This is a genomic window from Gottfriedia sp. NPDC057948 (assembly GCF_042887255.1).
In the GTDB taxonomy this organism is placed as follows: domain Bacteria; phylum Bacillota; class Bacilli; order Bacillales; family Bacillaceae_G; genus Gottfriedia.
Genome location: NZ_JBHVPN010000006.1, coordinates 22,364 through 48,891, shown reverse-complemented (window position 1 = coordinate 48,891; position 26,528 = coordinate 22,364). Strand labels below are relative to the sequence as shown.

Here is a 26,528-nt window from a genome sequence, read left to right as displayed (position 1 = left end):
GTCCTTATTTAATAGGATAATGCTATTTTTGGAAGGATTTTCTTTTTTTATAACGAATCAAAAGAATAACCTAATAGTAAGTGGATTGCCAAATAAAATTTAGGAGGAATAAGAAATGAATCTACAGTTTATTGAATTCCTTAGTATTATTTTCGTATCCTTGATTTTATCTGTGTGGGTAGAGGTTAAAATGCAAAATAAAACACACAATGTTTTAGCTACAATGTCGATTGCATTTAATATTAACCTATTCATCTTAGGCATTGCGAGTATTTGGTGGATCCTTAATTCTAGTGATAATGCAAGCCTGCTTTTGGGTATTCAGTTATTATTAGCTGCATTTTTTGGAATTTTATTAATTAATATCGGAGTATTCTTCTTTGTTAGAAATAGGTTAGTTTCGTAAATTTATTATGGTCGATTAGGTAGTTAAGTTTAGATAGACTTTAATTTAAATCTAGCATTACTCTATTTTAAATGAGTAATGCTTTTTATTTTTGAAGTTTTAACAAGGAGAAAGATGAGGAGATATCATGGAATTATACATTAGTCATATGACAGAGTCTTACGCTACAGATATTCTTAATTGGAGCTATGCTCCCCCTTACGATTTCTATAATAATGAATTGTCTCAAGAAGGACTAGATGAACTAGTAAATAATCAGTATTTAGCAGTTATTGACCAAAATGAGAACTTAATTGGCTTTTATTGTATTGGTCAGTCAGCTCAAGTACCAAAAGGGAACGAGTTTGGTGTATATGAAAAAAGGATGGTTGATATTGGATTAGGAGTTAGACCAGATCTAACAGGGAAAGGATTTGGGAGTGAATTTTTCAAGTTTATTCTTGAAAGAATTCATGAAACGACTAATCTTTTTACACTCAGATTAACAGTTGCTAAGTTTAATAAAAGAGCAATTAGACTTTATGAAAATTTTGGATTTAAAGAGGAAAACGAGTTTTGTACTGAGCGTGCTGGATTTATAACGATGGTAAGAGGAAACTAAATATCCCCCAGATTTTATTTAACTGTCTGGGGGATAACTTTAGCTCATAAACTCACTTACTATTAAATCATAACGGTATGGCGTAACTTCTTCAGTGAATGAAAATACTGTATCTGCTTCATCTATATTCGTAACAAGCTCGCCACGGGCAACAGCATGTAACTCTAATAGTTCATAAAGAGAAATACTATTCTTTTCAGTCATAGCTTCAGTTAGTATTGCTAAACTATTCGAATTACTTTTTGCGTTGTTATAGTATTCAATATTGTCTTGTAAACCTAAATCACACCAAATAACTTTCTGTTCAAAAGTATCAAAAATTAGTGGAATACTTATTTTTTGATCATTTGCTAGATCGAAGCGATCCATTACAGTACTAGGCTCAAAGACCTTGCCAGACTTGAAATCATCTCTTAGCATCCATCCAGCAAAACAACTAGGTAAATTACAAAATGAATGATCTGAAAAACTATTTACACTTAATACAACATAACGAATCCCATTATTTTTAAATGTAGGAATATGGCAGTCTATGAACTCACTAGCCCCTTTAGGAGCACTTGTGAAATCACCACTGTGATAACATTTAAGCTGTTTACTTTTTAGCTCATAGTAAGAGATATCACTTATATAATTAAAATTATCATCGTAAAATACTGCACTTAAATCAATATCAACATTTCCTGTATGTACTCCATTTACATCTCCTTCTTTCCAATAAAGAAAGAATCTAATAATATCACCTTCACCAATTGGAATAGTTGAACCTCGAGGTATTGTTCTAAGTGACTTACTTGCCGAACGCAATCCAGTAGGTAATGTAAAGTTTCGATAGGACTCATCGATCCATACTTTGCCAAGAGATTCTTTAACAGAAAAACGAACGGACAAAGTTTTTTTAATAAGATTTAAAACAGCATCAATTATAACTTCGCTAAGTTTTGTTATTTTATTTTCAATTGCATAGAGTTTCGCAATATTTCCTTTAGGAAAAAAAGAGCGAATTCTTCTCTCATCATTACGTTTATTAAAATGATTCCATAGACTCAATAAAACCGGAGTTGAAACATCCTTACAAACGTTTGAAAACTGTGAAACAATATATTGCTGATCATTTTCTTCAGTAAATGAACGTAAAACAAAATCTAGTTTTCTAGCAAACTCACCAGGACGTTTTATTAATTCACTTGTTAAATTAGTGAGATTCTTTTCACTTAAGTATTTAGTAATTTTACTTTGGTATGTACTTACTTGTTTTTCGTTTCTAAGGATATTGAATAAATTTTCAGCATGAGGAAAACGCTTTGAATATTCACCAGGATGTAGTTTTTCTCCAATTCTTATCCATACGTTTCGTCTTTTAACCATTTCTTCAATTGCATGAGGGATTTCATTTAATAATGAAAGTACGAATTTACGCTCTTTTCTACTAAATGATTTAAATTTAGTATTCATGCTTAAAGAAGGATCTCCATCACTTAATGAAACACAAAAGCGTAAAATATCTGTTGCCGTTTTTAAATAATTTCCGATTTCATTTTCACTTATTTTTTTAGATTGATACAAAAGTTTTAGGACTAGAACCATTTTTTCTTTTGATAAAAATAGTTCTGGAAGTAAGTTTAATGGTTTATTTTGAGCTAGGAGTACAAATTGAATATCCTCAATGTCTTGGGCTTTAAAAGAACCAGTACTATCAATTAATCTTTTAATAATTTGAATTAGATCATCTTGTTTTGCAAGATTAATTATTTTTAGATTTTTTTTATTTCTAAGCGGTGGTCGTTTTTGAATTAGAGTAAGAGGCTGAACATCAAATATATAATACAATAAGCTATTGATATATAATTCCGCTTCATCAATTTTCATTACGTCATTAGGAAAGTTTTTGTAAAAAGGAATATGGTCAACATTATAGCCTAATTCATTCGTAATCGTTCCCTTGAAATCTATAAACCAAGCTATAAATTCTTGATCGTTCCATGTTTGTAAAATTTCAATAAGCTCAAGTGAAAAAGTATAACCGAACGCTTCTAGTTGCTTCAAGGCTGTTGCAAGTAATGGTTTTGGGAGGTTGTTTTCTTGTTTTTCGATATAGAGGGAATTTTTTCTTCGGAAAAGGATGTTTGTTTGATTCATGTATAGCCTCCAAATTTTATAATAAAAAAAACGAGGAAATTATTGAATCTAGAAAAAGTACTTAGAGTACAAACCTAATAGAAGGAAGATTCAATATAGCCTCGTAACCTTATCAATTCTGATAAGGAATACAGGAAAGAGACCCGCTAGACGCTCTAATCAGTGAATGTAGAAGGAAGCTGAGTCATAGCCTGTTTTATTAGTTTAGTATGTATGAAAGCGTTTTGCAACAAATAACATAGTCTTGTTGATTAATGTAAGGTATTTTTTCGATTTATAATAATTTAATTATTCGAGGAAAAAATAAGTACGTAAAATTAAATTTGACATGAAACCAAACGGTTGTATATAATTTAAAATATAACCAAAAGGTTTTATATTAACTAGAAAGAAGGATTGAAATGGGCGTACAAAACCAAGTTGAAGATATTAAACAAACTCTTATATATAATGCACCTATTCAAAAAGTCTGGGAGGTCGTATCAACATCGGAAGGTATATCTGCATGGTTCATGCCAAATGATTTTAAACCAGTCGTAGGTCACGAGTTTCATTTGCAAGGTCCATTCGGTCCATCACCTTGTAAAGTTTTAGAAATTGATGAACCAAATCGAGTATCATTTACTTGGGATGTTGATGGATGGGTAGTATCATTTAATTTAAAAGATTTAGGGGAGCAAACTGAATTTACGTTAATCCATAGTGGATGGAAAACTGCTGATGAAATTCTTCCAAAACCAAACCAAAAAAGTGGTATAGTACGCGACAATATGAATGGTGGTTGGACTGGTATTGTTCAGAAGCTTAAAAAGGTTGTTGAAAACTAGTGTCCAGTTCTGCACAAAAATATGACGTATTTCAAGCGATCGCCGATCCTACTAGAAGAGAAGTACTTAAATTATTAGCTAATAATGAATTGCCGATTTCAGAGATATCAAGTAATTTTCCAATGAGTCGAACAGCAATTGCAAAACATCTCCATATCCTTTCAGAAGCTGAATTAATTAGTGGAAGAAAAGTTGGCAGAGAAAAAAGATATAAACTACAACCAGAAGCATTTTTAGAGATTAAACAATGGTTATCATATTACGAGCAATTTTGGGCAAATAAATTATCCATATTACAACATCTAGTTGAAAATAAAGAAGATCAAAGTATAAAACTAGTTAAATCAAATATAGACAATAATGAAGAGTAATTTCAAAACGAATCTAAAGTGGGTTCGTTTTTTTTGCATAGACATTTTTAGTTATATCTATATAATAAACTAATGTGGCAAAAAATTTTTGAATGAATAGGATCATACTTGAGGAGTTAAGCAATGCATAAAAGTATATATATTTTAGCTATTGCAACATTTGTAGCAGGAACTGTTGAGTTTATTATTACTGGTTTACTGTCAATGATTGCAGGGGATTTACATGTTTCAGTTGGTGCGGTTGGTCAACTAGTTTCAATTTTTTCAGTAGTATTTGCTTTTGGGGCTCCTATTTTTATAGCGATCACTTCAAAAATAGAACGTAAAAAATTACTATTAATCGCATTAGCAGTATTTTTCTTAGGAAATATTCTTTCCATTATTAGTCCGAATTTCGCTGTATTATTAATCGCACGTATTATACTTGCAGCAAGTTGCTCAGTTGTAATAGTTGTTTCAATAACAACCGCAACAAACATCGTTTCGCCTGAAATAAGAGGTAGAGCAATTGGCGTTATTTTTATGGGGATCAGTTCATCTCTAGTTTTTGGTGTCCCTTTGGGTACAGTAATTGGAGAAAACTTCGGTTGGAGAATGACATTTGTTTTAGTCGGTTTATTAAGCTTATTGGCTATGCTAGGGGTTTATAAATTTTTACCAAAAGTTAAAGGTCAGCCTACAATCCCATTGATTAAACAAGTAGCAACACTAAAAAATAAACGTATTTTATCGATTCAACTAATTTCTTTTTTACAATTAACAGGACATTTTACAATTTATACTTACTTTACACCATACTTAATGAAAACGATGGGATTATCTACTAATATGATCAGTATTGTTTTACTAGTATTTGGTATCGCAGGAATTTTAGGTGGATGGTTAGGTGGTTGGTCTACTGATAAATTTGGTGGAAGTAAAACATTAGTGTTTAATTTAGGGTTATTAGCTATTTCTATTTTAACTTTAACATTCGCTCCTAGTTCGATTATTAGTTTATTTATTATAGTTGTTCTTTGGGGAACTGTATCTTGGTCAATTAGTCCAGCAGTTCAAGATAGTCTAGCGAGGGTGGCAAAAGATTCGGCTGATATTCAAGTTGGATTAAATAACTCATTTTCTCATACAGGAATCGCTTTAGGTTCAAGTTTAGGTGGGATTCTAATTACTCAATATGCAGTAACAATGAACGCATTTGTAGGAGGAATTATTGTTATTTTTGCTTTACTTTCTGCGATTTATTCTTTTGTTTTAACAAATAAAGTGAATGAGACTAAATTAATATAAAAAAATGAAACGATGCGTTTTTTATTGCATCGTTTTTATTATTTATTTTCCAGAATTGGATATTCTAATAATGAAGTTTTATAGCACAAAACTATTATTAATTAGAAGGTGATTTTAATGGAAAATAAACCAGTACATTATGATGGTAGCGGAATTAATGAAGAAACAATAGAACAAAATTACCAACAAGAGGATTTTCAAGTAACAGAAGAAATGAGAAACAACATAAGTGGAAATCCTTATATTTTTGAGTAATATTTGAAAGCGATACATTGAGTATCGCTTTTTTATTTACATTTTTTGAATTTGTCTATGTTATTTAACTCTTTCATCAAATATGATTAATAGAAGAAGGAGGGGGAAAAATGAGTTCATTTGCAAAAACGCCAAATCCTCCATATTATGCTGTAATTTTTTGTTCTAAGAGAACTGATGGGGATAATGGGTATAGTAAGATGTCTGAAAAAATGGTTGAATTAGCATCGAGACAACAAGGATTCCTAGGAGTGGAAAGCGCTCGTGATCAAGAGATGGGGATAACAGTTTCGTATTGGGAGTCATTGGATGCAATTAAGGCATGGAAAGAGCATGCAGCTCATAAAGTTGCTCAAGAACGTGGAAAAAAAGACTGGTATGAATCCTTTGCATTAAGAGTGTGTAAAGTTGAAAGGGATAATTTTTTTGATATGTAGCATTAAATAAATGATTAACTTAAAACAGATCTAAGATCGATATGTAAATTATATAAAATAATTGGAATAAATTTGAATGAAAATGATAGTTATTATCAATACTATAAATAAGAAAGGGCAACCTTCTAAGTAGGTTACCCTTTGAGACATTACATTCCAGCTTCAAATGTTTTACAATCTGTTTCAGCATTGTTTTTAGCTTGTTTCCCTTTATGGCTCACAACATAAATGGAATCAGCACTACATTTGTTTCCAGAAGCCCAAAATTTACAGTTATCAACTTCGCAAAGTACATCTTTTGCCATTATAAGACACCTCCCTTAATTTTATCATTTACCTTAATAAGGGGATTAATACATCCATTATCTTTTTTTTAAATGTAAATTCATTCAAGTAAGAAGTTCTTAAAAGGCAATTTAAAAACCTTACGAAAATGCGGTAAGGTTTTTAAAATTGTGCACTCCTTTAACTTGGTTAAACATAATGGAAATTGAATATAATAACAGTTAAAACTAGATAAAGATTGTGCTTATTTAATTTTATAAAGTTTAAAGGAACTTAAAAAGAAATAACTTATTAAAGTCAAAGCTCAACATGTATTCACCTATAACTTATACCGATCTTTTCAGTGAAAAACGGAAAAGATAAAATTGTATACCAAAACAAGATATTTATGGTATAATTTCTTGTAAAATAGACTAATTAATATCTTTTGGTATACCAAGGTTGAAGAGAGGAAGGTGATACAATGTTGAAGTATGTGTTTGGATTAGTAATTATTTTATATTTATCTTCTTCCTTGTTTCATTGGGATTTACAATTTATTATTTCTTCTTTATGTGCCTTTATTGTTCTTTATACGATGTTTACAGTTAAATCGCTCGTTAGAACAATAGGGAGTATTTTTTTACTTATAGGATGTATTCTTCTTTGGAGAAGCAATATGAGTATAAAAGAATATATCCTTTCATTCGGTCCAATGCTTGATTTACTTACTATGTTTGCAGTCATTCCAATATTAGGTTTTCCGGTTAAACTGGGAGGATATGCAAAAGGCATTCAAACGATCATCCAGAAGAAAGTAAACACATCTGGCCAGTTGTACATAATGACATCAGGAATATCCTACTTTTTAAGTATGTTTATGAACTTGGCAACTCTACCAATGACTTACTATTCTATTCAACCATCCTTAAGTCTTTTTTCTATAAAAAAAGAAGAGCGTTTTATGAGCCGAGCTATTACACATGGATTTGCGATGCCTCTACTATGGGCTCCAATTACACCAATCGTAGGAATTGTGATTGGCGTAACTGGGGTAAGATGGATATCTATTTTGCCATATGTATTACCATTAAGTATATTGGGGATTGTGTTAGATTGGGTATTGGCGTCAAGGAATTCACGGAAAAGTTTTACGAAAGGACATAGAAATGATTTAGCAAAAGATGAAACTGCTGCTTCACTAGAAGGGGTAGCTCCTCAAAGAAAAGTTTTTCATATTTTCATAGCTATTATTCTATTCAATCTCATCATTTCATTTGCAGAACATCTTTTTTCGTATTCTTTTGTGATTATCGTATCGATTCTAGTAATTCCGTTTGCTCTTGGGTGGTCTGTTCTCATTAAGCAACAAAAAGCATTTTTACATAATTTAAAGGAATATTTTCATTCCTATTCCTTTAAAATGAAAGATCAATTTTTTATCTTTTTGTCAGCTGGTTTTTTTATTTCCGTTGTAAAAGGTACAAATATAAATGAAACGGTCAATATAGCAGTCACTCATTTTAAAGATATTGTAGGTCCAGAGGTATTTTTAATTCTATTACCATTAATTCCGTTAGCATTTGCGTTTACAGGGCTACATCCTGCAGTAACCTTGACGTTAATGGCTGAAGCGCTTGATCCACAAAGCTTAGGTATTTCGCCTTATATTTTAACGGTGTCTTTACTAGCCGGAGCGATTTCTGCGTTTTTAGTAGGGCCATATAATGCAACGATTGGATTAATGTCGAGCATCGTTAAAGAAAGCTCCTTTAAAGTATCGAATTGGAATATTCCTTATACAATTAGTTATTTACTCATTGTAATGTTTTATTTGTTTGGTTTAGAGTGGCTTATTTAGTGGGATTTTATGGACAACATTATGATAGTTGTCTTTTTTTATATGTAAAATTAAGAAATAGCACTGGATCAGTGCTATTTCTATGTAATCTATACAGTTAGTACGTCTGACTTCACTAATTTGGAATGCTGTGAGTCCTCGCTGTTTCCTTGAGCTTTTACTATTTCGTATAACTCTTCTAGTGCTGCTTCAATCGTTTCAAATGTCTCAAAGAACTTTACGCGAATATCATTCACGTATTCTTTTCCTTCATACTTTTCGTAAAGTTTAATTTTAATATTGTCGTCCAACACTTCGGCAATTGTATATTTAGCTTTTAGCTCGTTAAAAAAATAGAAGTGATATGTTTCGATTGCCTTTAATCCTTCGTTATCTACAATAGTTTGAAACGTGTCTTTATTCGTCAAAACAATATACTTACCCATCTTTGCACACTCCTCATCTAATTATGTAGTACTGAGCATAAGGTATTTTGTATACCAAATTTCTATTCATAGTGTAATACAGAAAAAAATATTAATCAATATAATTTTCTGAATTTTTAATAAAAACAATGAATGGTTATAATATATAGTTTTTAATGAATAGTAAAAAGAATCAATGTTAAAGATTTCCAAATAAATAATAGTATTTACTTTCTAAAAAATTCGAATTATAATCAGATTAAATTTTTTAAATTTTAAGAAAATTACATTGGAGGGATACATATGCCAAAAGTACGCTTGCATGTAGAAGGAGAAATTATTGAGCAAGAAGTGCGTGATCACGCGAATTTAGTAGTGTTGGCAGGCATCCGTCAATTCCCAAAACTGAAATACGGGTGCGGGATGGGTAAATGTACAAAATGTGCATGTAGAGTGCTAGAAGGAGCAGAAAAGCTTGATCCGCCAAACTGGAAAGAGCAAAAAATGCTAGGTGAAAAGGTTGAAGAAGGCATTCGATTATGCTGTCAGTTAACGATCAAAGATGATATTGTCATTTCACAAGAAAATATAAACGCCCCAATACCGAAAATTGCAAAGACAGTAAATGCACAGTAATTTTTTTCATCATCTAGGTATACAAAATACCTCTTTAATTTAAATGTTGAATTCATAGGACGAAAGTAGAAGGTTTTGAAAGCGGATACAACTATGAAAGGGGGTGAAAATATGAAAGCCTATTTGTTAACTGAGATGACTTGGGAAGAAGTAAAGGATGCACTACATACTGTAAAACTAGCAATAATTCCAATTGGTGCACACGAACAGCATGGCCCTCACATGGTTGAAAGCTGTGATGCTGTACTAGCAGAGAAAATGGCTGAGAAATTAGCTGAAAAAATGTATCCTCATGTAATTGTGACACCTACTGTCAATATGGGAGTCTCGCACCATCATTTAAACTTTCCAGGAACCATTTCATTGCAACCGACTACGCTTATAGCAATTTTAAAAGATATGATTATATCTCTTAAACACCATGGTATTCAAAAATTTTTATTATTAAACTCTCACGGTGGCAATCAGTCAACTTTAAATGTTGCTTGCACCATGTTGTCAGAAGAGCTAGGTACAGAAATCTATTATGCTAAAACGACGGCATCTGCCAAACTTTCAATCTCAGAATCTATTCACTCGCCATTGTTCGGTCACAGCTGTGAACGAGAAGTGTCAGAAGCACTTTACTTGGCTCCTCACTTAATTAGACCAAATAAAATTACTAAAGGAAGCATCCAAAACGAAGGTAGATGGAAGCAACTACGACCTGGTAAAGCTATTCAAGGGTTTTATCGATATGAAGAGATGACGACTAATGGTTGCATTGGGGATGCAACGAAAGCAAGTTTCGAAATTGGGGAAAAGATTGTAGGTGAAGCACTCGAAAACCTTTCAAACGAACTCCAAAAGCTTTTAAATCTAGAAGAATGTAAGTTGTAAGTACCTATAAATGAGAGGGTGGGGTTTATGGATTTAACTGTTGCTCACTGGCTTTATGGTATCATGACACTTGTTGTAATTGTGACTATGCTGTTTCGAAAAGGGGTTGTATTGCCTACCATCATTGGAACCTTTCTTGTTTCTGTTGCTTATAAAGGATCAGTTGTTGGTGGATTTCAAGCGTTATTCAATGCAAATCTTGTAGCAGCAAAGGAGCTATTTACCATCTTTTTAATCATCACTTTTATGGTGGCATTATTACATTCCTTAAAAGATACTGGTGCAGATGAAAGAATGATTGCTCCGATGCAAAAGGTAATGAAAAACGGACATATTGCTTTTGCTGTTCTATTAGTTGTCACATACGTCATTTCTTTATTCTTCTGGCCTACTCCTGCCGTTCCGCTTATTTGTACTCTATTAGTACCTGCGGCTATTCGTGCTGGTTTATCGCCAATTGCTTGTGCCATGGTTGTTTCTATTGCAGGACAAGGTATGGCATTATCTTCAGACTATATTATGCAGATCGCTCCAATGCTTACTGCAAAATCAGCAGGTATTCAAACATCAGCTGTGTCAGGTAAGGTCATGATTCTCTCTTTAATTACAGGGGGAGTTGCAATCGCGATTACTTACTTTACTGAACGCAAATCAATCGGTAAATCAGAAAGTGAAGCTTCATTGCAACATTTACAGTCACTTGTAAACAAAAACTCTTCTGCAAACGAAATAGCTGCAGCAACAGAAGCAACTATCGATGATAGAGAGCGTGAAAAATGGGGCAAAATCTTTGCTGTATTAGTCCCACTATCACTACTAGCAGTTATCATATTTATGTTTTCAACGAAAATCGGTAATGGTAAAATGAGTGGTTTTGAGGGAGGGGACGGTGCAGCATTTATCGGTGGTGTTGCCACTATGTTGTTAGTAGTAACATGTGTAGCGTTCCGTCGTTTACAAGCTCTTGATAAAATTAGTGAGCATATTACAGAAGGATTCGTATTTGCATTTCGTGCAATGGGACCAGTTATTCCGATTGCAGCATTCTTTTTCTTAGGTAGCTCGGACTTTAGCGGTACCATTTTTTCCTTAGGAGAAAATGTAGCAAAGCCAGCGTTTTTAGTTGATTTAGTTCAGGCTGGTCAATCAATCATTCCACATAATTCGGTTTTAACATCTTTTGGTCTATTAATTACTGGAGCGATTACTGGGTTAGAGGGTTCAGGGTTTTCTGGATTACCGCTAGTGGGAGCTTTATCAGGAGCGTTGGCACCTGGAGTTGGTATGGAGCCTGGAACGCTAGGAGCAATCGGTCAAATGGGATCTGTGTGGACAGGTGGTGGAACGTTAATTGCGTGGTCATCATTAGTAGCGGTTGCTAGTTTTTGTGGAGTGAATGTTTTAGAATTAGCTAGGAAAAACTTACTTCCTGTTGCTACAGGCTTAATAGTCTCTACCATTGTCGCTCTCATTATATGGTAGAGCATCTCTTTAAAATTTAGAAAAATTAGAAAATTTAGTGGAAATGTATTTACAAATAAAAAACAATGGGTTACTATAAGATTAGTTGGTATACCAAATACAAAATACAAATAAATACCTCGTATTTAGTAGTTTTTATAAGTATTTTAAGTGATTTGGTATACTTCGATTGTTTAACTAAACTATTAAACTACATAAACATATTGGAGGAGGAGTTTGGATGACTAGATTATTATCTAAAGATGAGTTTCGTAAGGAATTAGAAGAAGCGATTAAAGGGAACCACAGCCAAAAAGCACCTTTTACTGTAGCATGGGCTGAAGGAAAATTAGAGCGTAGCCACTTCGCTCGCTGGGCTGAAAATCATTACCATTATGTTGGACCTTTTGCAGATTACTTAGCTTATATCTACCATAACACTCCTAACTTACCAAAATATGAAGATGCAAAAGATTTCACATTACAAAACATGTACGAAGAAGAAATCGCTGGCGATCGTCATACAGACTTATTAATTCGATTTGCTGAAGCTTGCGGAACAACTCGTGAGCGTGTATTGGATCCTAACAACATGGCTCCTACAACGCTAGGTCTACAAAGCTGGTGTTTTGCAGTAGCAGCACGTGAAAACTTCGTAGTAGCAACTGCAGCATTAGTTGTAGGACTGGAATCTCAAGTTCCAGACATTTATCGTAAGCAAACTCCAGCATTACGTGAGAAGTACAACTTTACAGATGAAGAGATTGAATTCTTCGACTTACACATCGTATCAGATGAAATTCACGGAGAGCGTGGATACAAAATTGTACTTGATCATGCTGATACTCCTGAGTTACAACAACGTTGCTTAGAAGTAGTTCGTACTGGTGCAAAAATGCGTCGCATGTATATGGATGGCTTATGGAGAGAATATCTTGAAAAAGATTTAGGTGCTCTAGTACAAGCATAATAATTAGAAAATAAAATGGCAGTTTCCGTCTAGGGAACTGCCATCTTGTTCAGAAAGGATGATAAATTTGCTAACTACTAAACTAGAAACTTATAAAAATTACATATCTGGAAGTTGGGTCGAGTCAGTAAATAATAAAACGTTCAAAAGCGTAAACCCTTCTAATAAGGAAGATATTGTCGGCACATTTCAAGCTTCGACAGAACAAGACGTGATTCAAGCAATTGATGCAGCAAGCCAGGCTTTTCCTGCGTGGGCACAAACTCCACCTTCTAAACGTGCTGCTATTTTAAATAAGGCGGCATCAATACTAGAACAAAGAGTGGAACAACTAGCAGAAGAATTAACACGAGAAGAAGGAAAAGTAATAAGCGCGGCCAAACAGGAGGTGCTTCGCTCAGCGGAAACTCTTCGTTATTATGCCATTGAAGGACAAAGCTTTACAGGGGAAACGTTCCCAAATGATGATCCAAATATGAGAGTTACAACAGAAAGGGAGCCTCTTGGTGTTATTTCTGTCATTACCCCATGGAATTTCCCAATCTCCATACCATCAAGAAAGATTGCTCCGGCATTAATTACTGGAAATACAGTTGTTTTCAAGCCTTCATCTGATACACCTTTAATTGCATACCGACTCGTTGAGGCGCTTCATGAAGCTGGTATACCAAAAGGAGTCATCAATTTTGTAACTGGAAGTTCATCCGATATCGGGGATATTTTAATTAAACATCCTGCTATACGAGGAGTTACTTTCACTGGGTCTACTAGTGCTGGGGAACATATTCATAAAAACACATCCTTTACTACAAGAACACAAATGGAGCTTGGTGGAAAAAATCCTCTTATTGTAATGGATGACGCAGATGTAGACTTAGCAGTTAACCTAACCGTGAATGGAGGCTTTCACCTTACTGGTCAAGCATGTACAGGCACTAGCCGTGTAATTGTTATGAAGGAAGTAAAGGAACAATTTGTGCAGAAATTAGTAGAAAAAACAAGTGCTTTAAAAATTGGCGACGGCTTTGACGATCGTGTCATTATTGGACCTCTAGCAAATGAAAAGCAGTTAAAAAACGTGCTGAAGTATATAGGAATTGGTAAAGAAGAAGGGGCTACACTTGAATATGGAGGACAACAGCTTGCATATGGAAAATACGAAAATGGCTACTATATTGAACCGGCGATCTTTACGAATGTGAAGCCTGATATGCGCATTGCTAAAGAAGAGATTTTCGGCCCGGTTGTTGCTGTAATTGAAGTAGAAAGCTATGAAGAAGCCGTTTTAATTGCTAACGATGTTGAATATGGATTATCTGCATCGATTGTTACGAATAATTTGAAACTCGCTCATCAATTTACTAAAGATGTTCAAGCAGGGACAGTTAAAGTAAATCGTACAACGACAGGTAATTTGATGAATGCACCATTTGGTGGAGTAAAACGTTCTAGTACTTCTACATTCCGTGAGTCAGGTAGAGTTGGACTTGAATTCTTTACACAAATAAAAACAGTCTATATCGGTTACTGAGGAGGATATAAAATGAAAAAAATATTAAAATTAGAACTAGATGAAGCAAAAGTAATGATTGAAGCTGCTAAGAAAAAATCAGAGGATATTAACGTTCCAGAGACGATTGCAATTGTAGATGACGGAGGATATGTCATTGCACTTGAACGAATGAATGGTGCTCGTATTACTGGTCCTGAAATTGCTATTGCTAAAGCATATACGGCAGCGGGACATAAACGCTCGACTCATTTATTTAATACAGAACCAAACGGACCAGCCCTTCCGGGAAATGAAGCATTTGGAATACAACATATGCTAAATGGAAAATTTGCAATTTTTGTAGGCGGATTTCCAATTGTAGTAAATGGAGAAGTCATTGGTGGCGTGGGGATTAGCGGTGGAAATGGAGAGCAGGATACAGCGGTAGGAACAGCTGCTCTACAAGCATTGCAAGAGTTCCTTTCAAATGACGGTTATGAAGTTGTTACTGATGCAGACATTAAAAAATAATACTTTGGAGGCGGTTAGGTGTTGTTCCTACATCGCCTTTTTTGGTGTACTAACATTCTTATAGAAAATAGTTGGGATTAAAGTTTGTATTTATAGGCTATAAAAGTAGTTAACTAACAGTAGAACTTGATTGGAATGGATTTCCATCTATGTGCTCGATTACTCATTTAAAAGATACTATAATAGAAATATCGATTTACTTTTAACAAAATGATGATACACTATTTTAAAATAGGCAAGAAATGGGAGGCAGGTGAATGGAATGGAAATGGAAACTAATTTTCTTTCAATCCGGGAACATGCGTATAGATATTTAAAAGAATTGATTTTAGAGGGGCATTATAAGCCAGGTGATCGCTTAATTGAACGGGAGCTTGCTGTTAAGCTAAATATTAGTCGTACACCTATTAGAGAAGCTTTATTCCGCTTAGAATCACAAGGGTTTGTAAAAACCGTTCCGCGTAAAGGTGTCATCGTTTCGAATATTTCTGATGAAGACATTATGGAAGTGTTTACGATTTTATCTTCATTAGAAGTGTTAGCAGCAAAATTGGCTGCTAAAAAAATGACGGACGAAATTCAAAAAGAGTTTGATCAGAAAATCGAGGAGCTTCTTTATATTGAGGAACACTCAGACGAAACCTTCGAGAATGAGCATATCGAAATGAATCTCCTACTATATAAGGCAGCGAGAAGTCCGAAGCTTTTTGAAATTTTATCCGGCTTAACAGATTATATCCATATGTCTGCTAATATGGGGTACGTAACGCCTGGAAGACGTAAGGAATCATTGAGGGAACATATTGAAATTATGAAAGCAGTACGAAATAAAGAAATAGAAATGTCGGAGTATTTAACGAAAATTCATATCGAAAATTCTAGACGTGCGTACATGAACTACATAGAAAAAAGAAAAGAAAAAACGACATAAAAATAGTTTGTGGATGTTTGCGTCTCTTTTCTTGTATGGAAAAATCAATTTTCTATAAATAATAAAACCCCTATTAGATAGACTGTTAGATCGTCTAGACTAAGGGGGGCTTTTTATTTTAGTTTCGTATTTCACAAATAATAAAGAGAAAAAACTAGATACCAACTACGATCGAGGACGTTCTATTTTTTAAAGTATTACAAATACTCATTGCAACTATATATCCCGTCTTTGGATTAGTAGAAGAAGGAATATTTTGCACCTTTACTTCCATTTCACCAAAAAATCCCTTTACTAAAATTTGGTGTGTATTACTGGTTATGTTTGGATCTACATAAACTTGTACTTTTGTTTTATCAAATCCGATTCCAGCAAGACTCAAGGTTGCTGAAACATTTGTGCTTTCCGGAAAAAGCTTAGAAGATTCTCTAGCAACACCATTATATATGCAAATTGGCTCCGTAACGGTGTCTAAATCTACCTTTTCCTCTGCAATCGTTCCTCTCCATGCACTCGGTGGTTTTCTCGTTACAAGTTTTACTTCATCAACCCCTTGTAGCATAGAAGCAGCTACACGATCCAATCCAGCAATCGCAGCAGAAGGGATGATAATCTTGCTGTTAGTAAGCTTTGCAGTAGTTTCAAGTTCTGCTAATAATGCGTCATCTGCTAATGCACCTACAGAAGAGATGATAAAGTCACTACTAGTAGACAGCGCCTTTTTTCCATACTTATAGACAGCTTCATGACCCGCAGCTTCAACTATGAGATTCAATCCCAATCCAAAAAAAGTCTCTTCATTGTCGTAAAATAAATCGCTTATATGCGATTCGTATTGATCCTTTCTCCGTACGAGAACCGCCTTTAATGATACATCACCAGCCTTGCCTTCGTTTATATATTTGACGATATCTTGTCCGATTGCTCCATATCCAATTAATCCAATAGTAAGCACATACATCACCTCATTTTTTGAATATTAAGACGCATTTGGTATACAAAATATTATATCAGACCGGTATATAAAAACAAATAGAGTAATATAAATTAAGAAAAATAGCTTAATATATGTAATTTTTATATTGTCAGAAAATTATAACTATGGTATATTGTATACCAAAGAGGTGGAGAGGAGGATTTGAATTATGCCGAAACTGAATTTTGCTACTAGTGGAAAAGTATTAGAAGTACCGGAAAATTCCAATATTTTACGTATGTCTCTTCGATTTGATGGAGAACTACCAAATCGATGTGGTGGCGGCGTTTGTGGATCCTGCGTTTGTAAAATTGAAGAGGGTACTGTTGATCATATAAAAGTACAGGAGCGTCGAAAACTTGGTGAAGAATGGTTAAGCAAAGGGTTCCGTTTAGGTTGCCAAGCTTTCATCACTGACGATGATGTAACGATTTCATGGAACGAAGAAGTAACAGATGAAGTAAAAAAACGTAAGTTAGATCATCCGAAAAAGAAAGTGACATCTACACCATAAAATCCAATTTTAAGAGCGGGAGTGAATGATATGTTGTTAGTATGCGACAAACATATGAAAGAAGCCTTAAGGTTAGTTGAAATGCCTCAAATTCAAAAAGCTCAAACTGGTGAGACATGCTCGTTATGTAATGTGGAGACTTCGCTTTTAATGAATATGGTCAATCAACCTATTCCAGTGATAAAAAAGCCATGCGGTAATTGTGTGAAGTGCTCTTGTCTTATTGCAAATTAAAAGAAAGATAAACTAAAGGGATGGATTTTATGAAACAGTTAAACATCTTTATCGCCTTTTTTAGGAGCAGTATGCTTGGATACGGAGGTGGACCATCGACCATTCCTTTAGTACATAAAGAAGTGGTTGAACGCTTTAAATGGATGAATGATGAAGAATTTGGAGATGTGCTCGCTATTGGAAACACACTGCCAGGACCGATTAATACAAAAATGGCTGGATACATTGGGTTCAAAGTAGGTGGTAAAATTGGGATGATTAATGCAATAGTTGCAACGATCCTGCCGACGATTATTTTAATGGTAGTTTTATTGACTACTCTAGTGACATTTAAAGATCTAAAATGGGTGCAAGGAATGACTAAAGCAATTGTACCAGTGGTTGGAGTCATGCTTGGTGTACTAACTTGGCAATTTGTAGAAGCTTCCGTTAAGGGGTTAAAATGGCCCTTTACAATCGGACATATTATAGTAGGGATTGTTTTAATGCAATATTTTCATATACATCCAGGATTTATTATTGGAGGGCTACTGTTATTTGCGGTCGTTAAGCCAACCAAATCAGTTGAAGGTAAAAAATCAAAAGGACTGTCTGCATAATGGTATATTGGAACATTTTCTGGGCGTTTTTTGTTGCTAATATTTTAGGGTATGGAGGAGGCCCTGCGACCATTCCTCTTATTCAAAAAGAAGTTGTCACAAGAGGTTGGCTTACACATCAAGAATTTAATGAAGCTCTTGCTATGGGAAACTCCCTACCAGGACCGATTGCTACGAAAATGGCAGGGTATATCGGATTCCATGAAGGTGGTATACTAGGTTCATTTTTGGCTGTATTGGCTACAGTTGCACCATCATTAATCCTCATGCTGACCTTAATGGGAATTTTGTATAAATATCGTCATTCGATTCAAGTTAAGCGAATGACTCTTTACGTCAAGCCAACAATCGCAGTTTTACTTGGCGTTATGGCTTATAATTCATTTCATGATTCATATTCTCAAATTGGTATTGGACAGTTTTTATTTTTAGGAGTAATCAGTTACATATTAATGGAGAAAGTAAAGCTACATCCGGCTTTTATTGTAATAGGAGCTTTGCTATACGGTGGATTAAATTTATAATTTGAAAAAAGGGTAAGCAAATTTCATTGAATTTTGCTTACCCTTTTTTGCACATTAGTAAGTATAAATATTTTAGCGGCAAAGGGGATTTGACGTAGTCGCATATTTAGGAATTGGAGAAGTGCAACTTTAGTCTCTGTCTTCGCTTTAAAGTTCGCCAATCGGCGAGGCTGCTTTAGAATGTTTGATATAACTTTTGTTTGTAATTTGTTATTGTAATCTACTTTCAACTTGTTGACAAACTTCATCAGCTGTTAAGCCACTTGCCTCGATTACTGATCCTTGTGTAGCTACATTTTGCATTCCCATTACATTTGAATCAAGTCCTGTTACTACGCAGCAATCGCAACCATTTGCATCTGATTCTTGTTTTAATTCAACAACATCATGTCCCGCTGAACGTAATGCTTCTTGGACATTAGTTAAAGATTGTTCTACTCCGATTCTAGCCATAAAAAACACCTCCTCAGATATATAAGATTTGCAATTTACAGGAAAAATATTCTTTGAATAAAGAAGTTTAAGTTTAGAAAAAGTAAAGATGGAGGTGTTTAAAATGGGAAAAACTAAAAAAGATCCATCGAGAGTTGGCTTAGGATCACCAAATGTACAAGGTCAAGGGACTACAACATCTGAAACTGGTGTTGAGATGTCTTCTAGTAGAAAAAAACAAAAAAGAGAGATTAAATAAAGACTTTTAGAATTCAAATGTTGGGAATAAGTCAGTGACATTCAAATTAATCTGACAAGAACCCTATTTTATAAGAAAATGTCTCGCCACCTATTTATATAGGTGGTCAGACTGTTGACAAACGCTCGCTTTCTTCGTTGCTTCGCCTGTCTGCGGTGCTCATTACCGTCTAGGGTAACTCCGCTCCTCACCAGGCTTCGCGCCTCGAAAGACAAGCGCTTGCAATCAGTCTGAAACTCAAGTTTTATGTACTTTGTCTACTCACTGGCCACTTATTTATATAGGTGGTTTTATTTTGAAAAAAAATAATAATATTATATGTAAGAGGAATCTACGATCGTTAAGAAGAATTAAGAACTGTATTTTCTTTTTAATAAACCAGAGAGAGTAGATGAATAGATGAATCATATTGTAAATGGTGATGTGGTTGGAGGAAAAATAAAGTCTTTAAATGATAATATTGTTGTATGGCGAGAAATGTATGATTTTGGGCCACTGAGTCGAGATTGGACTTTAGAAGAAACATATAAAAGAAGAGCAGAATTTTTTGAACAAAAGCTACAAATTCCTTCGAGTTTTTTTATTGAAAATTGCCGAAGCCAATTTCAATTATTAAATGAACTATCTCGTTCTGAGGAAGTTGTCCTATGGTTCGAACATGATCGATACGATCAGGTGACAATACTTTATTTATTATCGGAATTATCGACACTTGGATTTCATAAAATTTCGATGGTTAGTATAAATGAATATGAAGGAATTGAACCATTTCACGGATTAGGTCAATTATCTTCAGAACAATTAATTGGATTACTCCCAACTAAACAAGAAGTTTCAGTCGAACAAATACAAGAAGCATGTGCTGGATGGAAAGCTTATTGTTCAAATAATTTAGATGAACTTGATGATTTTATTCAAAAATGTCATGCGCTTCCGTTTCTAAAACAAGCTTTATTAAGTCATATGACATATTTTCCTTCTAAACAGAATGGATTAAATGAAGTAGAATTTTTAGCATTATCAATGATCAATGAAGGTATTAACTCCTTTGCAGAACTATTTAATAAACTCGTAAGACAAAGAACAAATGATGGATTAAGCGATTTATATTTCGCAGCAATTTTAAATGAATTAATGAAAGGTGATCACCCTTTAATAAGTAGTGACAGTGAATTACCAAGTTATAAACAACATAACCCAAAAGCAAAAATTGAATTAACTAAATGGGGATTAGACGTACTAACGGGAAAAGCAAATCGAATGAATTTAATTGGAATAGACTGGTGGGTTGGGGGGGTTCATTTAGTTGAAAAAGCCTCTAATAATAACTTGTAAGGTTAGGTCTTAATAATGGATGTTGTATTTAAATCAGAGAACAAAGTATTTAATTTAAGGGTAGCAGGTATATGGATTGAAAATGGGCATGTCTTAATACACAGACTAGCAAGTGACACAATTTGGTCCTTACCTGGTGGTAGAATAAAATTCAATGAAGAGCCACGTTTAAGCTTAAAAAGGGAGATCAAAGAAGAACTAGGAATAGAAATTGAAATTGATCAGATGATGTGGACAGTAGAAAATTTCTTTTCTTATAAAGGGAATGATATTCACGAAGTTGGTCTTTACTATAAAATAAACTCAGAGAACAAGCTTACTAATTCATTGAATGAATCATTTTACGGTATTGAAGGGGACCGACTAATTTTTAAATGGGTCAGTTTAGAGAATCTAGAAGAAATCGAATTATACCCTGAATTTTTACGGAAGAAATTAAAGGAAGTTTCAACTGAAAATCATTTTATCGTAAAAGATAATTGAAATTGTTATAGAGGTGGTAATATGCGCCCGATTTTATTAGGAATATTAGCGGCATTTTTCTTTTCAATCACATTTATTTTAAACCGCTCGATGGAATTATCTGGTGGAAGTTGGATTTGGAGCGCATCCTTAAGATACTTTTTTATGGTACCTTTTTTATTAATCATCGTAATCTCTCGAAGAAATTTGTATGATCTATTGAAAGAAATGAAAGGCAAATTAAAAAGTTGGATTATATGGTCAACAATTGGATTCGGTTTATTTTATGCACCAATTTGCCTAGCAGCAGTTTTTTCTCCAGGATGGCTAATAGCAAGTTCATGGCAGATTACAATTTTATCTGGGTCACTTTTAGCACCATTTTTCTTCATTTCAATTCATACATCAAATGGAATCCAAAAGGTTCGTGGAAAAATTCCTTTTAAAGGATTAAGCATGTCTTTATTAATTATCTTTGGTATTTTATTAATGCAGATTGAGTTAGCTACAAAAATAGCTATTTCAACAGTTTTAACAGGTATTTTACCAGTTATTATTGCCTCCTTTGCATACCCACTTGGCAATCGGAAAATGATGGAATTATGTGATGGAAAGCTGGATGTATATCAACGCGTTTTAGGAATGACCTTAGCCAGTTTACCGTTTTGGATCATTCTATCAATCTATGGTTTATATACTGAAGGTCTACCAAGTCAAAATCAAGTATCACAATCATTAATTGTAGCGATCTCATCAGGTGTAATTGCTACTGTATTATTTTTTCAAGCTACTGATTTAGTAAGGGGAAATATGCATAAATTAGGGGCAGTAGAAGCAACCCAATCCATGGAAGTATTATTCACAGTAATTGGTGAAATGATTTTCTTATCAACGCCATCTCCATCAATTATTTCTTGGATTGGAATGATTATTATCATGATCGGCATGATCTTGCATAGCTATCTATCACAGAAGGGAAATTCCGTACAGCAAGATAAGGAAACTGTTAATTTATGAATGTGGAAAGAGGTGATTAATCTGTATAAAGAATTCAATGCATCACTTGTATTAGATAAAAATAAGAATTCGATATCCATCTTAACACCAAAAGATTTTAGTTTTAATGAATGCTTAGTATTTCTAGCACGATCTAATAATGAGGTACTTCATCAAGTTAAAGAGGAATATTTTTTAAAACTTATTAAAATAGAAAATAGATTAATTTTACTAAAAGTAAGTAGTGATCATAACGAATTATTAATTGAATTTCCAGACCAAAATCCAAGTGAAGAAATAAAAGTAGCTGCAGCAGCATTTATATGGGATTTATTTGATTTAGGCAGAAACCTAACCGAGTTCTATCAATTAGGTAAAAATAATCAAATGCTACAATTGCTAATTGATCAGCATTTTGGACTTCGCGTAATTGGAATGCCGGATTTATTTGAAGCATTTACATGGGCAATTATGGGTCAACAAATCAATCTGACATTTGCGTTTTCTTTAAAAAAAAGCTTTGTTGAAAAATATGGAGAAAGCTTTAGATGGAAGGATGAAATATTTTGGCTATTTCCAACTCCAGATGTAATATCCAAACTTGAGGTTTCCGATTTAACTAGTATGAAATTTACTACACGAAAAGCAGAATACGTGATTGGGATTGCAAAATTAATGACAGATGGACTCATTTCAAAAGAATCTCTAAATCGTTTAGAATCATACGAGAAAAAGTTAAATAAGCTATTGGAAATTCGAGGAGTTGGGAACTGGACGGCTGATTACGTCTTGATGAAATGTTTACAAGAGAAATCGGCGTTTCCAATTGCCGATGTAGGAATACATAATGCATTAAAAAATCAACTATCATTAGAGAAAAAACCTTCAATTGAAGAAATTAAAAAAATGGCTAAAAAATGGAAGGGCTGGGAAGCTTATGTAACGTTTTATTTATGGAGATCATTATATTCCTAAATAAGTAATACAAAGCAAAGTCCTTTAAAATTGAAAAAACCCCCACTATTTCAATACATAATTGGTTTTTATTGTTAAAATAATGTGTAGTAACAAGAATAACTGGGGGAACAACATGAAAAGACTTATTATATTAACTGTAATGGCAATGCTTGGACTTAATGGATGTTCACAGTCAACAGCATCAGTTAATACGAAAACTAATTCAAAATTTACAGTTGAGCTTATAAAATGTATTGATGGAGATACTGCTAAATTTACAGAAGTTGGTACAACAAGATTCTTATATATCGATACGCCAGAAAGTACAAGAACGATTGAGCCATATGGAAAAGAAGCTTCAGCATATACATGTAATCTATTAAAAAATGCAAAAACAATTCAGCTTGAATACGATGGTCCAAAAAAAGATAAATATAGTCGAACGCTTGCATGGGTTTGGATTGATGGCAGACTAATCCAAAAAGAAATCATCAAAAAAGGCTATGTAGAAAAATTTTATGACTATGGAAATTATGTCTATGAATCAGAGCTTAGAAGCTTACAAGCAACTGCCCAGCAGCAGAGGGTTGGTTTATGGAGCAAAAATAAAACCAATCAAACAAAAACGAATAATTCGTCTAACAATAATAAACAGTACTTTAAAAACTGCGTTGACTTAAGAAAAGTCTATCCAAATGGAGTACCAAAAGGGAATAAAGCCTACCAAGCGCAAATGGATCGTGATCATGATAATTATGCATGTGAAACGGAGTAAAAAACACCTATTCAGACTGTTGATAAACGCTTGCAATCAGTCTGAAAATCAATTTTTTAGTACTTTGTCTACACACTAAAACACCTAAAATTAGGTGTTTTTTATCTGATTAAGTCTTTTATTTTCGAATTCAATCCCTGACTCTTGGAATTATTAAATTTTGTTCTAAAAATTTTAAAAGAGAGGTAATTCTACAAAGGAATTTCGGTTTAATAATAGAATAGTATTAGTGCCTAAAAAATTATTTTTACAATCTTGTTTAAACATGACAAAATATAAATAAGAAAAATTGAAGAGGACGGGACTATGATTAAATTTTTTAAACGATTATTTAGTAAAGAAAAAACAAATCAAGTTACATTGCCATTAAAAGAAACTCGTTCCCTTTCAAAAGTGGAAATCGAATATATTATTAGTGAGTTTACTGATAAACAGAATAAATTAGTAGATGATATGAAAAAAAATTCAGTTAATAATGCCGATATTGAGTTTAATGAACTAATCACAAATAGAATCACGAATAATTTAAAGTACAGAATACCTTTTTTAGACATTGAGTTAATTTATTTAAATAATGTATTAAGAGGAAAGAAAGTAAAATCAATAAAATATAAATTGTTTCATCAAGTCAGAGAGACTGAAACGACAGAAATAACAGATATGGTTATTAATCAAGGATACTCTTTTGTTCCTTCAGTAGGTTATTTAAAAATTGGATAATATCATGATGAAACCCACAAGTTGTTCCTTGTGGGTTTTATGTTTTTCTTGAATTTCGGGGTATACTATCTAAGGTTAGAAATCCAAAACTCTAGTGTTTAAACATGATCTTGTGTTTCAAAATTCTCATTTGCCGTTGTTTTAGGTAAATCGTTAACCTCATAAGCCACCCTTATTCCGGATTCGATTGCACCTTGAATCCAACCTGGGGCTGTAGAGGTGTGATCACCAGCAAAATGAATTAGTCCTTCTGGAGTTGATATATATGGGGCAATCTCTGTTTGCTGGTCCGGTTTGAAAATAGCAAAAGCTCCACCTGAAAAAGGATTTTTTGACCAACTAAATGTATTACCAGTAATAAACTCATTGTATATTTCTTTTCCGTAAATTTTCGATAAATCTTCTATCGCATTCTCTATTTGTTCTTTTTCAGTTAAGCTATCCCAAATTGATGCGTTATCTTCCCATGTATAGCTTGCTAATATGACACCTGGGCCTTCTGAACCAACGGATTGGCTTGGGAAATAGGAATAACGAACAGGTAGGTCAGACGTCATTTTTCCTCCAATAAAACCCGCTTTCTCCCAAAATCTAGTTTTAAATTGTAAACCAATTTTAGTCGAAGCAACATAATGTAATTGTCGAATTGCTTTATATTTGTTATAAGATAATAAATCGCGTGGAATGATTTCAACGAAGTTTAGTAAAGAAAAAGGTATGGTAATAATGGCTAAGTCTCCAGTTACCGTATATGCCTGTGAGGTTTGTGTATCCTCAGTATGAATCGTTACAGAAGAGTCGTATTGTTCAATTTTTTTCATTTTTTGATGGTAAATAATATTTTCTTGTAATTCAGGTAGGAATGAATACGGTAAGTGATCGTTTCCACCTTTTATTTCATAAAACTTTAGTCCAGGAGTAAATAGAATCATTACTTCTCGTAGTAAGGCAGTGAATGAAAGCTCAGGAAAGCCTTCCATTCCAAGCATAACCTTAATCATATCAATGGCTCCAACTGATAATGTTCTGCCATAAGGATTATATTTCAAATAATATTCCATCGAATAACGATCAAGTAATTTAATAACGATTTCCCAATTCTTTTTTGGATTCTTTTTAATGAAGTCTGTTACAGGTTGCATGGCATATTGCGCCAAATAATCAGCTGTTTTGCCTTTTTCAGATGGTGAAGTAGGGAAGTTAAGAATGTCTGGATTTTCCTCATATAGCTTTTGAATGGTTCTTACATTGTTTACGAATATAATATCGTTTGGGGTGCTATTAATGAATTCTTCTAAAGGAAGGTTAAATTTCTTAATATATTCTAAAACAAGCAAGTGAATAGATGGTATTCTCATAGCACCATTTTCCATATACTGTCCTGCATAAAAATTACGATTAGTAAAAATACGACCACCAATTCGATTATTTCCTTCTAGAATTGTTACTTCATGTCCTGCTCCTTTTAAAAGTGAAGCAGCTACTAAACCTGATATCCCAGCACCAACTATGATTATCTTTTTAGGTTCAAGTGTTTTTGGTAGTCCTGTACGAATTGTTTGAAGCATTTGTTCCATTGATATAGGAGGCTCCATACTAACTGGCATAATTTCGCTCCTCTTTTTTATGACATTCATTGAAGTTTATTCAAAAATAGAGGAATATAGAAGAGTTTAAAAGCAGGATTAGAAATAGTAATGGCATAAGAAAAAGAGCTTGAAAAATCAAGCTCTCTGTAAGAAAAAGTATCTATAAATTAGCTACTTTTTACGTCTAAATAGGTTAACGATAAATACAATAATTGCGATAATTAATACAATATGAATGAGTCCGCCTGCAATATGGAAAGTAAAATAACCTAATACCCATAAGATTAAAAGAATAAAAAATAAAATCCACATAATATGAACATTCCTTTCTTAATGACTGTATTATTACCTTGTCCAATTTTAACTTTCATATCCATTATTGATTACATAAGTGAAAAAGCCAC

At 33.5% G+C, this 26,528-nt stretch carries 32 protein-coding genes; 25 read left to right on the top strand and 7 right to left on the bottom strand.

Annotated elements, in window-relative coordinates; translation table 11 throughout:
• Positions 1-115: 115 nt before the first annotated feature.
• Complete coding sequence (locus tag ACFVRR_RS11850) at positions 116-406, top strand: hypothetical protein (RefSeq protein WP_387328478.1); 291 nt, start codon at positions 116-118, stop codon at positions 404-406.
• Positions 407-533: 127 nt separating this feature from the next.
• Positions 534-1,007 (top strand): GNAT family N-acetyltransferase, encoded by a 474-nt coding sequence (locus ACFVRR_RS11845; RefSeq protein WP_387328476.1) that lies wholly within the window; start codon positions 534-536, stop codon positions 1,005-1,007.
• Positions 1,008-1,046: 39 nt separating this feature from the next.
• Here ACFVRR_RS11845 and ACFVRR_RS11840 read toward each other — a convergent pair whose 3' ends face one another.
• Positions 1,047-3,146, bottom strand: coding sequence for a TerD family protein (locus ACFVRR_RS11840; RefSeq protein ID WP_387328473.1), 2,100 nt, complete (start codon positions 3,144-3,146; stop codon positions 1,047-1,049).
• Positions 3,147-3,547: 401 nt separating this feature from the next.
• Between ACFVRR_RS11840 and ACFVRR_RS11835 the strand changes: the two genes are divergently transcribed.
• From ACFVRR_RS11835 to ACFVRR_RS11815, 5 genes are all read left to right on the top strand, one after another.
• Positions 3,548-3,973 (top strand): SRPBCC family protein, encoded by a 426-nt coding sequence (locus ACFVRR_RS11835; RefSeq protein ID WP_387328471.1) that lies wholly within the window; start codon positions 3,548-3,550, stop codon positions 3,971-3,973.
• Complete coding sequence (locus ACFVRR_RS11830; protein WP_387328469.1) at positions 3,973-4,344, top strand: ArsR/SmtB family transcription factor; 372 nt, start codon at positions 3,973-3,975, stop codon at positions 4,342-4,344. The genes ACFVRR_RS11835 and ACFVRR_RS11830 overlap by 1 nt, the downstream gene beginning before the upstream one ends.
• Positions 4,345-4,467: 123 nt before the next feature.
• A complete protein-coding gene (locus tag ACFVRR_RS11825; RefSeq protein WP_387328466.1) occupies positions 4,468-5,631 on the top strand; it encodes an MFS transporter in 1,164 nt (387 codons plus the stop codon).
• A 117-nt stretch (positions 5,632-5,748) separates the two neighbouring features.
• The gene (locus tag ACFVRR_RS11820; protein ID WP_387328464.1) at positions 5,749-5,886 is read left to right on the top strand and encodes a hypothetical protein; all 138 of its coding nucleotides are present in this window, start codon (positions 5,749-5,751) and stop codon (positions 5,884-5,886) included.
• A gap of 110 nt (positions 5,887-5,996) precedes the next feature.
• Positions 5,997-6,323 (top strand): antibiotic biosynthesis monooxygenase family protein, encoded by a 327-nt coding sequence (locus ACFVRR_RS11815; RefSeq protein ID WP_387328462.1) that lies wholly within the window; start codon positions 5,997-5,999, stop codon positions 6,321-6,323.
• A gap of 149 nt (positions 6,324-6,472) precedes the next feature.
• On the opposite strand, the gene ACFVRR_RS11810 is transcribed toward ACFVRR_RS11815, so the two are convergent.
• Positions 6,473-6,628 (bottom strand): DUF1540 domain-containing protein, encoded by a 156-nt coding sequence (locus ACFVRR_RS11810; RefSeq protein WP_069033300.1) that lies wholly within the window; start codon positions 6,626-6,628, stop codon positions 6,473-6,475.
• A 638-nt stretch (positions 6,629-7,266) separates the two neighbouring features.
• Between ACFVRR_RS11810 and ACFVRR_RS11805 the strand changes: the two genes are divergently transcribed.
• Positions 7,267-8,448, top strand: a complete 1,182-nt coding sequence (locus ACFVRR_RS11805; protein ID WP_387328460.1) for a hypothetical protein — start codon at positions 7,267-7,269, stop codon at positions 8,446-8,448.
• Between the two features lie 89 nt (positions 8,449-8,537).
• Here the strand turns inward: ACFVRR_RS11805 and ACFVRR_RS11800 are convergent, their stop codons facing one another.
• Complete coding sequence (locus ACFVRR_RS11800; RefSeq protein WP_069033298.1) at positions 8,538-8,873, bottom strand: hypothetical protein; 336 nt, start codon at positions 8,871-8,873, stop codon at positions 8,538-8,540.
• 282 nt (positions 8,874-9,155) lie between these two features.
• Between ACFVRR_RS11800 and ACFVRR_RS11795 the strand changes: the two genes are divergently transcribed.
• The 7 genes from ACFVRR_RS11795 to ACFVRR_RS11765 all read left to right on the top strand — a co-directional run bounded on the left by ACFVRR_RS11795 (position 9,156) and on the right by ACFVRR_RS11765 (position 15,752).
• The gene (locus ACFVRR_RS11795; protein ID WP_097973915.1) at positions 9,156-9,488 is read left to right on the top strand and encodes a 2Fe-2S iron-sulfur cluster-binding protein; all 333 of its coding nucleotides are present in this window, start codon (positions 9,156-9,158) and stop codon (positions 9,486-9,488) included.
• 111 nt (positions 9,489-9,599) lie between these two features.
• Positions 9,600-10,367, top strand: a complete 768-nt coding sequence (locus ACFVRR_RS11790) for a creatininase family protein (protein WP_387328457.1) — start codon at positions 9,600-9,602, stop codon at positions 10,365-10,367.
• Positions 10,368-10,394: 27 nt separating this feature from the next.
• Complete coding sequence (locus ACFVRR_RS11785) at positions 10,395-11,849, top strand: hypothetical protein (RefSeq protein ID WP_387328455.1); 1,455 nt, start codon at positions 10,395-10,397, stop codon at positions 11,847-11,849.
• 220 nt (positions 11,850-12,069) lie between these two features.
• Complete coding sequence (locus tag ACFVRR_RS11780; RefSeq protein ID WP_056471818.1) at positions 12,070-12,798, top strand: iron-containing redox enzyme family protein; 729 nt, start codon at positions 12,070-12,072, stop codon at positions 12,796-12,798.
• A 58-nt stretch (positions 12,799-12,856) separates the two neighbouring features.
• Positions 12,857-14,329: an aldehyde dehydrogenase family protein gene (locus ACFVRR_RS11775; protein ID WP_387328453.1), complete on the top strand. Its 1,473-nt coding sequence runs from the start codon at positions 12,857-12,859 to the stop codon at positions 14,327-14,329.
• Between the two features lie 12 nt (positions 14,330-14,341).
• Entirely contained in the window at positions 14,342-14,821 is a 480-nt protein-coding gene (locus ACFVRR_RS11770; RefSeq protein WP_088012216.1) for a GlcG/HbpS family heme-binding protein, read from the top strand.
• A 262-nt stretch (positions 14,822-15,083) separates the two neighbouring features.
• On the top strand, positions 15,084-15,752 hold the full coding sequence (locus ACFVRR_RS11765; RefSeq protein WP_387328451.1) for a GntR family transcriptional regulator: 669 nt from the start codon (positions 15,084-15,086) through the stop codon (positions 15,750-15,752).
• Between the two features lie 154 nt (positions 15,753-15,906).
• Here the strand turns inward: ACFVRR_RS11765 and ACFVRR_RS11760 are convergent, their stop codons facing one another.
• On the bottom strand, positions 15,907-16,713 hold the full coding sequence (locus ACFVRR_RS11760) for an aspartate dehydrogenase (RefSeq protein ID WP_387328449.1): 807 nt from the start codon (positions 16,711-16,713) through the stop codon (positions 15,907-15,909).
• Between the two features lie 184 nt (positions 16,714-16,897).
• On the opposite strand from ACFVRR_RS11760, the gene ACFVRR_RS11755 reads away from it, so the two are divergent.
• The 3 genes from ACFVRR_RS11755 (at position 16,898) to ACFVRR_RS11745 (ending at position 18,599) form a co-directional block, all read left to right on the top strand.
• Positions 16,898-17,242: a 2Fe-2S iron-sulfur cluster-binding protein gene (locus ACFVRR_RS11755; protein WP_098232968.1), complete on the top strand. Its 345-nt coding sequence runs from the start codon at positions 16,898-16,900 to the stop codon at positions 17,240-17,242.
• Positions 17,243-17,505: 263 nt separating this feature from the next.
• Positions 17,506-18,075: a chromate transporter gene (locus ACFVRR_RS11750; RefSeq protein WP_097973900.1), complete on the top strand. Its 570-nt coding sequence runs from the start codon at positions 17,506-17,508 to the stop codon at positions 18,073-18,075.
• Positions 18,075-18,599, top strand: a complete 525-nt coding sequence (locus tag ACFVRR_RS11745) for a chromate transporter (RefSeq protein ID WP_387328446.1) — start codon at positions 18,075-18,077, stop codon at positions 18,597-18,599. The genes ACFVRR_RS11750 and ACFVRR_RS11745 overlap by 1 nt, the downstream gene beginning before the upstream one ends.
• 210 nt (positions 18,600-18,809) lie before the next feature.
• Here ACFVRR_RS11745 and ACFVRR_RS11740 read toward each other — a convergent pair whose 3' ends face one another.
• The gene (locus tag ACFVRR_RS11740) at positions 18,810-19,052 is read right to left on the bottom strand and encodes a YkuS family protein (RefSeq protein ID WP_056471845.1); all 243 of its coding nucleotides are present in this window, start codon (positions 19,050-19,052) and stop codon (positions 18,810-18,812) included.
• Positions 19,053-19,155: 103 nt separating this feature from the next.
• On the opposite strand from ACFVRR_RS11740, the gene ACFVRR_RS11735 reads away from it, so the two are divergent.
• From ACFVRR_RS11735 to ACFVRR_RS11705, 7 genes are all read left to right on the top strand, one after another.
• Complete coding sequence (locus tag ACFVRR_RS11735; protein ID WP_082459488.1) at positions 19,156-19,290, top strand: YuzL family protein; 135 nt, start codon at positions 19,156-19,158, stop codon at positions 19,288-19,290.
• Positions 19,291-19,689: 399 nt separating this feature from the next.
• On the top strand, positions 19,690-20,625 hold the full coding sequence (locus ACFVRR_RS11730; RefSeq protein ID WP_387328442.1) for a DUF1835 domain-containing protein: 936 nt from the start codon (positions 19,690-19,692) through the stop codon (positions 20,623-20,625).
• Between the two features lie 15 nt (positions 20,626-20,640).
• The gene (locus ACFVRR_RS11725; protein WP_387328440.1) at positions 20,641-21,108 is read left to right on the top strand and encodes an NUDIX hydrolase; all 468 of its coding nucleotides are present in this window, start codon (positions 20,641-20,643) and stop codon (positions 21,106-21,108) included.
• Positions 21,109-21,129: 21 nt separating this feature from the next.
• The gene (locus tag ACFVRR_RS11720; protein ID WP_387328437.1) at positions 21,130-22,104 is read left to right on the top strand and encodes a DMT family transporter; all 975 of its coding nucleotides are present in this window, start codon (positions 21,130-21,132) and stop codon (positions 22,102-22,104) included.
• Positions 22,105-22,116: 12 nt separating this feature from the next.
• The gene (locus ACFVRR_RS11715; RefSeq protein ID WP_387328435.1) at positions 22,117-23,058 is read left to right on the top strand and encodes a DNA-3-methyladenine glycosylase family protein; all 942 of its coding nucleotides are present in this window, start codon (positions 22,117-22,119) and stop codon (positions 23,056-23,058) included.
• A gap of 115 nt (positions 23,059-23,173) precedes the next feature.
• Positions 23,174-23,815, top strand: coding sequence for a thermonuclease family protein (locus tag ACFVRR_RS11710; protein ID WP_387328433.1), 642 nt, complete (start codon positions 23,174-23,176; stop codon positions 23,813-23,815).
• 306 nt (positions 23,816-24,121) lie between these two features.
• On the top strand, positions 24,122-24,535 hold the full coding sequence (locus tag ACFVRR_RS11705; protein WP_335477964.1) for a hypothetical protein: 414 nt from the start codon (positions 24,122-24,124) through the stop codon (positions 24,533-24,535).
• 98 nt (positions 24,536-24,633) lie between these two features.
• Here ACFVRR_RS11705 and ACFVRR_RS11700 read toward each other — a convergent pair whose 3' ends face one another.
• Both ACFVRR_RS11700 and ACFVRR_RS11695 read right to left on the bottom strand, forming a co-directional pair.
• Entirely contained in the window at positions 24,634-26,142 is a 1,509-nt protein-coding gene (locus ACFVRR_RS11700; protein WP_387328430.1) for a flavin monoamine oxidase family protein, read from the bottom strand.
• A gap of 153 nt (positions 26,143-26,295) precedes the next feature.
• The gene (locus tag ACFVRR_RS11695) at positions 26,296-26,436 is read right to left on the bottom strand and encodes a lmo0937 family membrane protein (RefSeq protein WP_216853880.1); all 141 of its coding nucleotides are present in this window, start codon (positions 26,434-26,436) and stop codon (positions 26,296-26,298) included.
• Positions 26,437-26,528: the final 92 nt, after the last annotated feature.